We start from the raw sequence: 12,422 nt of genomic DNA, 5'->3' as shown, positions 1-12,422 counted from the left end.
CGCTCACCGGGCGGGGTTTGGCCCGGTGCCCACCCTGGGAAGTGTTCTGGTCCGTCGACCCGTGGGAGGCCGCGATGCGTCCGTTGCGCCGTACCGACCGGTTCTGGCCGCCGCTCGCGCTGATCGTGACGCTGGTCGTCGCGGGCGCCTGCTTCGCCGGGGGGACGGGCGAGGACGATCCGTCGGTGCCGGGCGATCAGGGAACGCCCGCCGCGAGCGGCAGCGCCGGGGCCGGGGCCGACGGCACCATGACGGTGGACGAGTTCGAGCGCGACATCGAAGGTGCGGTGCGGGTCGCCGAGGAGTACTGGACGGGGCGGTTCGAGGCGGCAGGGGAGCGGTTCCGACCGATCCGCCGGATCGTCACCTACCAACGAGACGGCGAGGTCGACTGTGCCGGCCAGGTACTGCCGCGCAACAACGCCGTCTACTGCTCGGCGGGCGACTTCATCGCGTACGACGTCAACTGGGCGGTCGCCGCGTTCCGGCAGGTCGGCGACGCGTTCCTGTACTACCTGCTCGGGCACGAGTACGCGCACGGCGTGCAGGTGCGGCTCGGCATCCGGTACGACTTCACCATCCAGCAGGAGTTGCAGGCCGACTGCATGGCCGGGGCGTACCTCGGGGACTCCGTGCGGGCCCGGGCGTTGACGATCGAGGACGGCGACCTCGACGAGCTGGGCGCCGGGCTGCGAGCGGTCGCCGACGAGCCCGGCCAGCCCTGGTTCGCCGAGGGAGCGCACGGGACCGCGCAGCAGCGCACCGACGCGTTCTTCGCCGGCTACCAGCGCTCGCTGGACGCCTGCGACCTCGGCTGAGCGACCGGGGCGGCCAGACCGGTGAGGCGCCCGGCCCGGCCGGCCCGGCTGAGGCATCCGCCACACTTCCGGGCCGGTACCGGGAGATCATCCACCCGCGTTGGCAGGATCGGACCCGGCAGCTCGCGTCCGATCCGGGAGGAAGCCCTGAACAGCCAGCATCTCGCCGCAGTGCTCTTCGACATGGACGGCACGCTGGTGGACAGCGAGCGGTTGTGGGACATCGGGCTCCAGGAACTCGCCGCGCACTACGGCGGCACGCTCTCCGAGGCGGCCCGGCTCGCCATGGTCGGCACCGACATGGCCGTCTCGATGGAGATCCTGCACAGCGACCTGGGCCAGCCGTGGCGGGACCCGGCGGTCAGCGCCGCCTGGGTCGACCGCCGGGTCGGCGAGCTGTTCCTGACCGACCTGAAGTGGCGGCCCGGGGCGCTGGCCCTGGTGACCGCGGTACGCGCCGCCGCGGTACCGGCCGCGCTGGTCACCTCCACCCGGCGCGCGGTGGTGGAGATCGCATTGGAGACGCTCGGCCGGGACACCTTCGACGTGGTGGTCTGCGGTGACGAGGTGGCCGCCACCAAGCCGGACCCGGAGCCGTACCTGACGGCGGCCCGGCTGCTGGACGTGCCGATTTCCCGCTGCGTGGCGATCGAGGACTCGCCGGCCGGGGTGGCCAGTGCGCTCGCCGCCGGAGCCGCCGTACTCGCCGTGCCGCACGCGGTGCCGATCGACCCGGCCGACGGGGTACGCCTGCTGGAGACGCTGACCGAAGTCGACCTGGACCTGCTCTCCGGCCTGCTCTCCCCGCTCGACCTGCCCCGCTGACCACGCGCTGAGCCGGTGCCCCGGGCGCCGCCACGGCTTTCGACCCGCCGGGCACCGTAGCCGGAACCCGGCCGGGCGGCGCCCGGGTCCGGGACGCGGCCAGCGGCGTCCAGCAACGGAACGTGGCCAGGGCCGGCGTCCAGCAACCGAACGCCGCCGGCGGCGGCGTACAGGAACGGAAACGCGGCCGGGGGCGGCGCCCGTCCCGACGCCGCCCCCGGCCCTGCTGCCCACGGACCCCCACGGCCGCAGGCCGGCCCGCTACTCGTGCGCGATCGCGCCGAGCACGTTCAGCCGAGCGGCGCGGATCGCCGGCAGCACCGCCGCGATCACCCCGACCACGGCCGCCAGGCCGAGGAAGACGCCCATCTCGGTCCACGGCAGCACCAGGTTGGTGATGCCGTCCTCGCGCAGCGCCCGGACCACGGCGGCGCCGAGCCCGGTGCCGACCGCCACCCCGAGCAGGGCACCGAAGACCGAGATCACCACCGCCTCGACGGTGATCATCCGCATGGTCTGACTCCGCCGCAGGCCGATGGCCCGCAGCAGACCCAGCTCCCGGGTCCGCTCCAGCACCGACAGCGCGAGCGTGTTCACGATGCCGAGTACGGCGATTACGATCGCCAGCGCCAGCAGGATCTGAATCATCGTCAGCAGACCGTCGAGCTGGCCGGCCTGCTGCTCGATGAAGTCGGCCCGGTCGGCTACCGACACCTCGGGGCTGTCCGCGAGCAGCGTCTCGACCCGCGGCATCACCTCGTCGACCGAGGCGCCCGGCGCCAGCTTCAGGTACGCCTGCGTCGGCTGCGGCACCGCGAAGTTCGCCGCCGCCGAGGCCGGAACGACGAACCCGCCGAACAGGTCGGACTCGGCGTAGATGCCGCTCACCGTGTAGGTCCGGGCATCGCCCCGGGACAACTGCACCGGCAGGGTGTCCCCGACCGACAGGCCCCGGTCCTTCGCGGTCTTCGAGTCGACCATGAGCTGGTTGGGGCCGAGCGAGTCGATGCTGCCGGCGGTCGGGGTGGCCCGGTAGATCTCCCGCAGCGCGGGCACGCTGCTGGTCGCGGTGATCCAGCCCTGCTTGCCGCCGATGACCGCGCGGTCGCCGTACAGGCCGGCCACCATGGCCACGCCGGGTAGCTCGGCGGCCTGGTCCAGCACCGCCGGGTCGAAGCTCGGCGGCCGGGGGCCGGTCTGCGCCCCGGAGATCACCAGCTCGGCCTGGATGGTGTCCTCGGCCAGCGCCGTGATGCTGCTCTTGGCCGAGTCGAGGATCACCGTCACGCCGGTGACCAGGGCGATGCCGACCATCAGCGCGGCGGCGGTGATCGCGGTACGGCGCGGGTTGCGGCCCGAGTTCAACCGGCCCAGCTTGCCCGGCACCGACCAGGAGAAGAGCCGGCCGAGCAGCCCGACCACCGGTCGGCTGATCAGCGGGGTCAACAGGGCCACCCCGACGAAGGAGAGCAGCACGCCGCCGAGGATGGTCAGCAGGGTGTTGCCCCCGGTGCCGCTGAGGCCGAGCGCCATCAGGGTGCCGCCGAGCGCGGCCACCACCGCGCCGGCGGCCGAGATCTTCGTCAGCGGCCGGTCCGGCGTCGCCACGTCCTGCATGGCGGCCACCGGGGGGATCCGGGCGGCCCGCATCGCCGGAAGTACCGCCGCGATGACCGTGACGACCAGGCCGACCGCGAAGGAGCTGATCACCGCGGCCGGCGGTACGCCCAACCCGGCCAGTTGCAGCCCACCGGCGGTCTGCCCGAAGACGTACGCCAGCAAGGCGCCCACGCCGATCCCGGCGCCGAGCCCGAGTACCGAGGCGACCAGGCCGATCGCGACGGCCTCGACCAGGACCGAGCCGATCACCTGGCGGCGGCCGGCGCCGATCGCCCGGAGCAGCGCGAGTTCCCTGGTGCGCTGGGCGACGATGATCGAGAACGTGTTCAGGATCAGGAAGATGCCGACGAAGAGGGCCACCCCGGCGAAGCCGAGCAGGATGTTGTTGAAGAAGGCGAGCCCCTCCTTCAGCCCGGCAGAGGCGTCCTCGGAGAGCTGCTCGCCGGTCTTGACCACGTAGCCGCCGCCGAGGGCGCCGGCGATGTCGTCGCGCAGCTTCGCCGGGTCGACCCCGTCGGCCGCCTTGACGCTGAGCTCGGAGAAGACGCCGGGCTGGCCCAGCATCAGCTCCTGGGCGACCCGTTCGGTGAACGCGACCTCCTGGGCGCCGCCGAGGCTGTCCCGGTCACCGCTGTAGCCGTAGATGCCGACCACGGTGAACTCGCGCTTCGGTTGCAGGGTCAGGATGCCGACCCGGTCGCCGACGGCGAGCTTGGCCGCCTTGGCCACCCCCGCGTTGACGACCACCTCGTTGTCGGCGGTGGGGCCCCGGCCCTCGCGCAGTTGGACCTGACCGCTCTCGCCGGTCCAGTTGGAGCCGATCTGGGGCGGGCCGACGGAGGTCAGCACCTTGCCGTTGCTGCCGATCACCCGGGCGCCGTCGGCTGCGGCCACCCCGGTGGCGCTGGCCACCCCGGGCACCTTACGAACCTGCTCCAGGGTGCTGGCCGGGAAGGTGGCGGCGACCTCCATTCCCTCCATCTCGCTGACGTCGATCTTCGGCTTGGCGCTGACGCCGACGTCGGTGCCGGCGTACGCGTCGCTGAAGACGGTGTCGAAGGACCGGCCCAGGGTGTCGGTGAGGACGAAGGCGCCGGAGACGAACATCACGCCGAGCACGACGGCCAGGCCGGAGAGAACCAGCCGGACCTTGCGGGCGAGCAGGCTCTTCAGGGTCGCGCGCAGCATCAGAGCCCCGCCTCGGCGAGCCCGTCGAGCTTCTTCATGGTGTCCAGCACGGTCTCCGGGGTCGGTTCGATGAGTTCGGAGACGATCTGGCCGTCGGCGAGGAAGATCACCCGGCCGGCGTAGGAGGCGGCCACCGGGTCGTGCGTGACCATCACGATGGTCTGCTGGTATTCCGCGACGGAGCGGCGCAGGAAGCCGAGCACCTCGGCGCCGGCCCGGGAGTCCAGGTTGCCGGTCGGCTCGTCGGCGAAGATCACCTCGGGACGGGAGGCGAGTGCCCGGGCACAGGCGACCCGCTGCTGCTGCCCGCCGGAGAGCTGGGCCGGGCGGTGCCCCAACCGGTCCCGCAGCCCGACGGTGTCGATGACGGTGTCGAGCCATTCCTTGTCGGGTTTACGACCGGCGATCGAGAGCGGCAGCAGGATGTTTTCCAGCGCGGTCAAGGTGGGCAGCAGGTTGAACTGCTGGAAGATGAAACCGACCTTGTCCCGGCGCAGTTTGGTGAGACCCGCATCACCGAGTCCGGTTACGGCGGTGTCGCCGATATGGATCGTCCCCCGGGTTACCGAGTCGAGGCCGGCGAGGCAGTGCATCAGGGTGGACTTGCCGGATCCGGACGGTCCCATGATGGCGGTGAACCGGGCCCTTTCGAATTCCGCATTCACGCCGCGCAGCGCGACGACCTGTGCCTCCCCGCTGCCGTACACCTTCCACACGTCGTTGGCCCGGGCGGCCATCTGGGCACCTCGAGCTACCGTCGCGGTCACTTTCATCTCCCCCTAGACATTCTTGGTCCGGCCGGACCACCTGGTCCGACCGGCAGCATCCATCCTCGGCGACCCGGGCAACCCCGGCGTCCGTCCCGCGACGGAGTTCGACGCGGAAAATTCGCTGCGGGTGCGCCCTGATACCGAATCAGGGTTGCCCCTGACTGGTATGTGTCGGAGCCGTCAACTCCGCCGGTGTCGGCATCCCGGCGGGCCGGGGCTACGACTCGCCGGCGTTCGCCGATCTCGTTCGTGGTCCGGATCGGCTCGGCATTTCACGGTCCGATTCCTCATCGGGCGGATACGTTTGGTTGCGGCCCCACTGTCCGGCTCCGGCTGCCGGATCTCGGGACAGGTCGTATCAGTGTGTCATGATCCGCTTGCGCTGTGCGTCGATCGCCGGAACGTCGATCCGGTCCGCTCCGCTGCCCCCGTCGTCGCGGTCATGTCGTCCCCTCCATCCGCCCGGGCGGCGGAACCTCCGCCACCCTCGCCGTACCTGAGGAGAACGGTAGCCGCGGGAAGCCGGCGGGCCGTCGTGCGCCGGGATGGTCTTCGGGTACGCCCCCGTGCCCCGGGCCGGTCCTCCGGCTGGACGACTCCACGGCCGGCGGGTCGTACGCCCTCCGGGCCGTCGGGCCTACTCCTCCAGGGTGGTACGCCGCCCGCCGACTACGCCTGCCGGACGGCCCCACCCGGAGCACGACTCAGGGTCGGTCGCGCACGCCCGCCGTCGGGACCGTCGGCGGGCGTGCGCGACCGACCTCGGGACGGTGAACGGGTGTCGGGGGTTCGGGACGACACCGGCGTCGGGGCGGCGGCCGGTTGGTCGATCGAGCTGGGCTCCGCTCGCGGGGACGGCACCTTCACGAGCCGATCAAGCGGAACGGGCCATGGCGGCACCGTCACGCGCCGGGCCGGACCAGCCCGGTCTCGTAGGCCAGCACCACCGCCTGGACCCGGTCGCGGAGGCCGAGCTTGGTCAGCACGTGCCCGACGTGGGTCTTGATGGTCGTCTCGCTGACCGACAGCACCCGGGCGATCTCCGCGTTGGATAGCCCCCGGGCCACCTGGACCAGCACCTCACGCTCCCGCTCGGTGAGCACGCCGATCGCCTTGGGCGGGGTGGCGTCCGGGTCGGGCAGGGTCTCGGCGAACCGGTCCAGCAGCCGCTTGAGGATCCGGGGCGCCACCACCGCCTCGCCGGCGGCGACGGTGCGGATGGCGGTGACCAGGTCCTCGGCGGGTACGTCCTTGGCCAGGAAGCCGCTCGCCCCGGCCCGGAGCGCGCCGACGACGTACTCGTCGAGGTCGAAGGTGGTCAGGATGAGCACTCGGACCGGTAGCCGGGCGTCGATGATCGCCCGGGTGGCGGCGACCCCGTCCATCCGGGGCATCCGGATGTCCATCAGCACCACGTCGGGGAGCAGACGTCGGGACAGGTCGACCGCCTCGACGCCGTCCCCGGCCTCGCCGACGATGTCCAGGTCGTCCTCCGCGCCCAGCACCATCCGGAATCCGGTACGCAGCAGCGGCTGGTCGTCGGCGAGCAGGACGCGTACCGGCCGGCCGGAGTCCCTGCCGTCACTCATGCCGGCACTCCGCTTCGCTGCGTGCCGTCATGAGGCTTGTCCGCACTGAGCTGGCTGATTCGCTCGCGACGCTCGCTCATGCCGCCCCCTTGTTGATCGGCGCGCCCAGTTGCTCCATCGGCATCTTGGCGTACACCCGGTATCCGCCACCGGGACGGGGCCCGGTGCGCAGGGTTCCACCGTAGAGGGCCATCCGTTCGCGCATTCCCACCAGGCCGTGCCCCAGCCGCCCGCTCTCCGGCGCCGGGCCCCGGCCGGTGTCCGCGACCTCGACGATCAGCCAGTAGACCCCGAAACTCAACCGCACCTGGGCGGTCGCCGCGCCGGCGTGCTTGAGGGTGTTGGTCAGTGCCTCCTGCACGATCCGGAACACGGTCAGCGCCACCCCGGGGTCCAGCGGGCCCGGCGTGCCGTCCACCCGCAGGGTCACCGGCAGGCCGGCCTCCCGCACCTGCTCCACCAGCGCCTCGATGCCGGCAAGTCCCGGTTGCGGGGACAGCTCGGCGGCCGGCTCGGCGTCGGTACGCAGCACGTCCAGCAGCCGGCGCAGCTCGCGCAGGGTCGTCCGGCTGGTCTCCTCGATGGTGCCCAGTGCACCGTCGGTGGCCGCCGGATCCCGGGACAGCACCCGGCGCGCCCCGGTGGCCAGTACGCCCATCACGCTGACGTGGTGCGCGACCACGTCGTGCAGTTCACGGGCGATCCGCCGGCGCTCGTCGGCGACCGCCTGGTCGGCCAGCGACCGCTGGTTCTCCTCGGCGACCCGGGCCCGCTCCTCCAGGGCCAGGATGGTGGCCCGCCGGGCGTGCACCGTACGGCCGACGAAGAAGCAGACCAGCGCGAGCAGTACCTGGGTGAAGACCAGGTACGCGGGGGAGGGCTCGGTGAAGTCGGGCGGCGGCGGCTCGACGAGGGCGACGGCCAGCGCCGGTCCCCAGAGCGCCCCGGCGGCCAGCGCCGCCTGGCGAAGTGGCAGCAGCGCGGCGGTGGTGTAGGTCAGCAGCACGAAGGTGGCCCCGACAGTGACCGGCTGCGCGTCGGCCAGTACCGAGGCGACGAAGATCGGGACGGCCAGCATCACCGCCGTCCACGGAGCCAGCCGGCGCAGGGCAATCGGGGCGGCGGAGAGGACGCTCCAGAACGCCGTCCCGGGCCACCCCCACGGGGCGACGCCCGGCGGCGCCGTGCCGACGAGTACCGCCTCCACCACGACGGCGGCGACCGCGAGCAGCCCGTCCCGGGCCAGCCATCTGCGCTGCCCGGGATCGAGCCGGATGCGCCACCCGCTCCCGCGGATCCGGCCGGGGGCCGGCGTCACGGGAGCATCGGTTGGGGTCATGCTGGCGACGCTAGCCGCTGTGTGGCGCGACAGGTCGTCGCCAGCGGCGACCCTGGGATCCTCCTTCAGGAGGATCCGTGCTCCTCCTGGGCGGAGTCGACCCCGAGCCCCCGGGCCGCGCCCGGCCGGCCCGGCCCGGTCGACTGGCTCGGCAGCGCCGGGGCGCCCGGTACGCTCGCCGGAGCCGGAGCCGGAGCCGGAGCCGGAGCCGGAGCCGGAGCCGGAGCCGACCGGGCGCCGGGCCGGGACGGTGGCGGGATCGGAGCGGTCGGGTCGACCGGCGCGGTCGGTTCCGGGAACGGCGGCGGAGTGCCGCCGAAGGTGGGGCAGTGCGCCTGGTGACTGCACCAGTCGCAGAGCCGGCTCGGCTTGGGGCGGAAGTCGCGGGCCCGGGTGGCCTGCTCGATGGCGCGCCAGAGCGCCAGCACGGTGCGCTCGAACCGGGCCAGCTCTTCGGCGTCGGGGGTGTAGTCGCAGACCTCCGCGTCCTTCAGATAGAGCAGGCGCAGCACCCTGGGCACCACCCCCCGGGTGCGCCATAGCACCAGGGCGTAGAACTTGAGCTGGAACAGTGCCCGGGCCTCGAACGCCTCCCGTGGCGCGCCACCGGTCTTGTAGTCGACCACCCGCAGGGCGCCGTCGGGCGAGACGTCCAGCCGGTCGATGTAGCCCCGGATGAGCAGTTGGTCGTCCACCACCGTGGAGACCAGGGTCTCCCGCTCGGCCGGCTCCAGCCGACGGGGATCCTCCACCGTGAAGTAGCCGTCGAGCAGATCGCGGGCCGAGGTCAGGAACTCGGCTGGACCGGCGAGGTCACCGGCGGTGAAGATCTCGGCCAGCTCCGCCTGCTCGGTCACCAGCCGGTCCCACTGCGGCGCCACCAGGTCACCGGCGGCGGCCGGCGTCCGCTGCTCGGCCGGCAGGTCGAAGAGGCGTTCCAGCACCGCGTGCACCAGGGTGCCGCGAGCCTGCTCGACACTCGGCCGCTCCGGCAGCCGGTCGATGCTGCGGAACCGGTAGAGCAGGGGACAGGTCTTGAAGTCGGCCGCCCGGGACGGTGACAGCGATGCGGTGACCCGCGACGCGGCCGGAGTCTCCGTCGGGAGATCTGCCGGGCCGCCCATGGCTGTCTGCGATGTCACCGTCTCCGCCGTCATGTCCGGAAGGCTATGTCACGGGTACGACCGAACCCGGCCCACCCGCCCCGCCATGCGTACCGGCGCCGATCGTCGGCGGTCACCCCGGCCGAACCGGCGGGCCCACCCGACGGGATGTTCCGTAGCATCTGAGGAGATGGAGGGAAACTCGCGACCGCGACGCGGCGCTGACCGGCGGCCCGGCCTCACCGTCGGTCGGGTCTTCGGCGTCCCGGTCTACCTCAACCCGTCCATGCTGCTCCTGGTAGCCCTGATCACCGTCATGTACGGCGAGTTCGTCCGGCAGCAGCTCGGGTTGTCGCAGCTCACCGGCTATCTCGTCGGGCTGGTTTTCGTGGTCCTGCTGCTCGGCTCAGTGCTGTTGCACGAGTTGGGGCACGCCCTGACCGCCCGCCGATACGGGATCGGAGTGCGCGGCATCACCCTCGAACTGCTCGGCGGCTACACCGAGATGGAGCGGGACGCCCCGACACCCCGGGTGGACCTGCTCGTCTCGCTCGCCGGGCCGGCGGTCTCCCTGGTACTCGGGCTGGTAGGGGTCGGCGCCACGCTCGCCATTCCGGACGGCACCCTGGCCAACCAGTTCGCCTTCCAACTCGCCGCCAGCAACCTGCTGGTCGGGCTCTTCAACATCCTGCCCGGACTGCCGCTGGACGGCGGTCGGGCGTTGCGGGCCGGGGTCTGGGCCGTCACCCGGGACCGGCACCTGGCCACCGAAGTGGCCGGCTGGTTCGGCCGGGCCGTGGCGATCGGCACCGCCGTGCTCTTCACGCTGCTGACCTGGCTCGGCGGGCTGCCGTGGCTGGGCCTGGCGCTGGTGCTGCTGGTCGCGTTCACCCTCTGGCAGGGCGCCGGTCAGACGATCCGGGCGGCCCGGATCAGCCGCCGGTTCCCCCTCATCGACCTGGCCCGGCTGGCCCGGCCGGTCTTCTCGGTGCCGAGCGGCACGCCGCTGGCCGAGGCGCAGCGGCGCGGGGTGGACGCCGGGCAACCTGGTTCGACGCTCGGGGTCGCGGACTCGTCTGGCCGGCTGGTGGCGCTGGTCGACCGGACCGCCGCCGACGCCGTACCGGTCGAGCGCCGGCCCTGGGTGGCGGTGGACGCGGTGGCCCGGGGCGTGGACGGGGTGCCCAGTCTCGCCGTCGGGCTCGGCGGTGAGCAGGTGGTGCACGCGGTGCAGGCCCACCCGGGCGCGCAGTACCTGGTGACCTCAGGCGAAGATGTGGTCGGCGTTCTGCATATCGCCGACCTGGCGCAGCTCCTGGAGCCGAAACGGAAGATGACTCAGTGACCGCACAGCCCACCGCCGTCCCCGCCGTCCCGACCGCACCGGTGCCGGCGCACCGAGGGCCGTTCCGCCCCGGTGACCGGGTCCAGCTCACCGACCCGAAGGGTCGGATGCACACCATCACACTGGAGCCCGGGCGGTCTTTCCACACCCATCGCGGCGCACTGGAGCACGACGCGTTGATCGGGTTGCCGGATGGGAGCGTGGTCACCTCGACCGGCGGCACGGCGTACCTCGCGCTGCGGCCGCTGCTCGCGGACTACGTACTCTCCATGCCGCGCGGTGCGCAGGTGATCTATCCCAAGGACGCGGCCCAGATCGTCACGATGGGCGACATCTTCCCCGGCGCGAAGGTCCTGGAGGCCGGTGTCGGGTCCGGCGCGCTCACCTGCTCGCTGCTCCGGGCCGTCGGCCCGGAGGGCGAACTGCATTCCTACGAACTGCGCGAGGACTTCTCCGAAATCGCTCGCAGAAATGTGGAATCCTTCTTCGGTGGACCGCATCCAGCCTGGAATCTCCGGGTGGGCGACGTGGCAGACTGCCAAGAGTCCGGTTTCGACCGGATTATCCTTGACCTCCTCACCCCCTGGGAGGCGCTCGACATGGTCGAACGCGCGCTGGTCCCGGGCGGGGTGTTCATCGGTTACGTCGCCACCACGCCCCAGCTCTCCGAGCTGGTCGAGGCGCTGCGCGAGCGGGGCGGGTTCACCGAGCCGCGGGCCTGGGAGTCGCTGGTCCGGGACTGGCACGCGGACGGGCTCGCTGTGCGCCCAGACCACCGCATGATCGCGCACACCGCCTTCCTCGTCTCCAGTCGCCGGCTCGCGCCCGGGGTCACCGCGCCGCCGCGCCGGCGCAAGCCCAGCAAGGGCGCCGAGGCGTACGCGCTGCGCCGCCAAGCGCGGCAGGAGGCCGAGGCGACCTCCGGGAGGGCTGCGGAGTGAACTTTTCCCGCCGGAGTCGACGCATCAGCGGGCGTGCCGAGCACGGCGAGGAGACGGCATGAGCGAGCGCAGCGAGCGAATCGGCCAGCTCAGTGCAGCGAATCAGGCAGCTCAGTGCGGAGTGCCGGCATGAGTGAGTGCAGCGGGGTGTCGGCATGAGCCGGCCGGCGTTCGGCGGGGGAGACCTGCCGGCCGTGTTCCCGGACTGGTCGCCGTACCGGGACCTGGAGTCGGCCGCCCGGGCGTACCTGCGCGATCCGGATGTCGCGATGGAGGCGCTGACCGGAGTGCTGAACGGTGCCTCGGTGCTCGGCTTCACCCTGGAGCGCTTCGTCAACGAGGTGAACGGGGTCTGGCAGGAGGTCGCGATCTGTGACGGCAGCCGGCTGATCCTCTGGCACGGCGAGGACGTGCCACCTGACGACGGCCCGGCGGGCTCGATGACGTCGTCGTTGCGGGTGGTGCCGGTCTCGACGGTCAGCGAGGTGGGCTGCCGGCGCCGGCTGAGCCGTACGCCGACCGGCCAGATCCGGGTCGACAGCATCGACGTCTACCTGCTGCTCAGCTCGCTCGACGAGGGCGTGCCGGGCGATGACGCGCACGTGCCGCCCCGGCACGACGCGCTGCGGTTCGGCAAGACGCTCGACGACGGCGGCGCGGGGCAGATCTCCCGGCTGGAGGAGTTCGCCCGGCTGGTCGCCTCGGTGGTCGGCCGTCCCACCCTGTGACACGGTCGCCGTGAAGAAACGCCCCCGTACTCGCCCGTGGGAAACCTCACGCCCTCGCCGTGCCGGAGCGTCCCGTCGCCGCCCTCGCGTCCCCGAACCGTCCCGCCGGCCCGGCTGGCGGTTTCCGGTGTGCCCGGCCTCGGCGCGACGCACCCG

10 protein-coding genes are annotated in these 12,422 nt (G+C 72.5%); 5 read left to right on the top strand and 5 right to left on the bottom strand.

All coding sequences use genetic code 11. From position 1 onward, the window contains the following. Positions 1-74 precede the first annotated feature (74 nt). Positions 75-818, top strand: coding sequence for a neutral zinc metallopeptidase (locus ACSMXO_RS21815; protein ID WP_455413563.1), 744 nt, complete (start codon positions 75-77; stop codon positions 816-818). Positions 819-989: 171 nt separating this feature from the next. Then, entirely contained in the window at positions 990-1,643 is a 654-nt protein-coding gene (locus ACSMXO_RS21810; protein WP_455413562.1) for an HAD family hydrolase, read from the top strand. A gap of 261 nt (positions 1,644-1,904) precedes the next feature. On the opposite strand, the gene ACSMXO_RS21805 is transcribed toward ACSMXO_RS21810, so the two are convergent. The 5 genes from ACSMXO_RS21805 to ACSMXO_RS21785 all read right to left on the bottom strand — a co-directional run bounded on the left by ACSMXO_RS21805 (position 1,905) and on the right by ACSMXO_RS21785 (position 9,306). Then, entirely contained in the window at positions 1,905-4,451 is a 2,547-nt protein-coding gene (locus tag ACSMXO_RS21805) for an ABC transporter permease (protein WP_455413561.1), read from the bottom strand. Continuing rightward, on the bottom strand, positions 4,451-5,218 hold the full coding sequence (locus ACSMXO_RS21800; protein WP_318397188.1) for an ABC transporter ATP-binding protein: 768 nt from the start codon (positions 5,216-5,218) through the stop codon (positions 4,451-4,453). The genes ACSMXO_RS21805 and ACSMXO_RS21800 overlap by 1 nt, the downstream gene beginning before the upstream one ends. 905 nt (positions 5,219-6,123) lie before the next feature. Next, positions 6,124-6,810 carry a response regulator transcription factor gene (locus tag ACSMXO_RS21795; RefSeq protein WP_346261304.1) on the bottom strand — a complete coding sequence of 229 codons (687 nt, stop codon included), beginning with the start codon at positions 6,808-6,810 and terminating at the stop codon, positions 6,124-6,126. Between the two features lie 76 nt (positions 6,811-6,886). Continuing rightward, a complete protein-coding gene (locus ACSMXO_RS21790) occupies positions 6,887-8,149 on the bottom strand; it encodes a sensor histidine kinase (RefSeq protein ID WP_455413560.1) in 1,263 nt (420 codons plus the stop codon). A gap of 65 nt (positions 8,150-8,214) precedes the next feature. Continuing rightward, positions 8,215-9,306 (bottom strand): RecB family exonuclease, encoded by a 1,092-nt coding sequence (locus ACSMXO_RS21785; RefSeq protein WP_455413559.1) that lies wholly within the window; start codon positions 9,304-9,306, stop codon positions 8,215-8,217. A 136-nt stretch (positions 9,307-9,442) separates the two neighbouring features. Here ACSMXO_RS21785 and ACSMXO_RS21780 point away from each other — a divergent pair, with 136 nt between their 5' ends. From ACSMXO_RS21780 to ACSMXO_RS21770, 3 genes are all read left to right on the top strand, one after another. Further along, positions 9,443-10,597 carry a site-2 protease family protein gene (locus tag ACSMXO_RS21780; RefSeq protein WP_455413558.1) on the top strand — a complete coding sequence of 385 codons (1,155 nt, stop codon included), beginning with the start codon at positions 9,443-9,445 and terminating at the stop codon, positions 10,595-10,597. Further along, positions 10,594-11,538 carry a tRNA (adenine-N1)-methyltransferase gene (locus ACSMXO_RS21775; protein WP_346260782.1) on the top strand — a complete coding sequence of 315 codons (945 nt, stop codon included), beginning with the start codon at positions 10,594-10,596 and terminating at the stop codon, positions 11,536-11,538. Before ACSMXO_RS21780 ends, ACSMXO_RS21775 begins: the two co-directional genes overlap by 4 nt. A 155-nt stretch (positions 11,539-11,693) precedes the next feature. Beyond that, positions 11,694-12,266, top strand: coding sequence for a hypothetical protein (locus ACSMXO_RS21770; protein WP_346260781.1), 573 nt, complete (start codon positions 11,694-11,696; stop codon positions 12,264-12,266). The last annotated feature ends 156 nt before the right edge of the window (positions 12,267-12,422 follow it).

It is taken from the genome of Plantactinospora sp. DSM 117369 (assembly GCF_053764795.1).
This window is presented reverse-complemented; position numbering and strand designations above follow the sequence as displayed.

What these genes read in the sequence shown, in the direction of transcription:
- ACSMXO_RS21815 (WP_455413563.1), top strand. Translation starts at nt 75, where the DNA reads ATGCGTCCGTTGCGCCGTACCGACCGGTTCTGGCCGCCGCTCGCGCTG.
- ACSMXO_RS21805 (WP_455413561.1), bottom strand. Translation starts at nt 4,451, where the DNA reads ATGCTGCGCGCGACCCTGAAGAGCCTGCTCGCCCGCAAGGTCCGGCTG.
- ACSMXO_RS21795 (WP_346261304.1), bottom strand. Translation starts at nt 6,810, where the DNA reads ATGAGTGACGGCAGGGACTCCGGCCGGCCGGTACGCGTCCTGCTCGCC.
- ACSMXO_RS21790 (WP_455413560.1), bottom strand. Translation starts at nt 8,149, where the DNA reads ATGACCCCAACCGATGCTCCCGTGACGCCGGCCCCCGGCCGGATCCGC.
- ACSMXO_RS21785 (WP_455413559.1), bottom strand. Translation starts at nt 9,306, where the DNA reads ATGACGGCGGAGACGGTGACATCGCAGACAGCCATGGGCGGCCCGGCA.
- ACSMXO_RS21780 (WP_455413558.1), top strand. Translation starts at nt 9,443, where the DNA reads ATGGAGGGAAACTCGCGACCGCGACGCGGCGCTGACCGGCGGCCCGGC.
- ACSMXO_RS21770 (WP_346260781.1), top strand. Translation starts at nt 11,694, where the DNA reads ATGAGCCGGCCGGCGTTCGGCGGGGGAGACCTGCCGGCCGTGTTCCCG.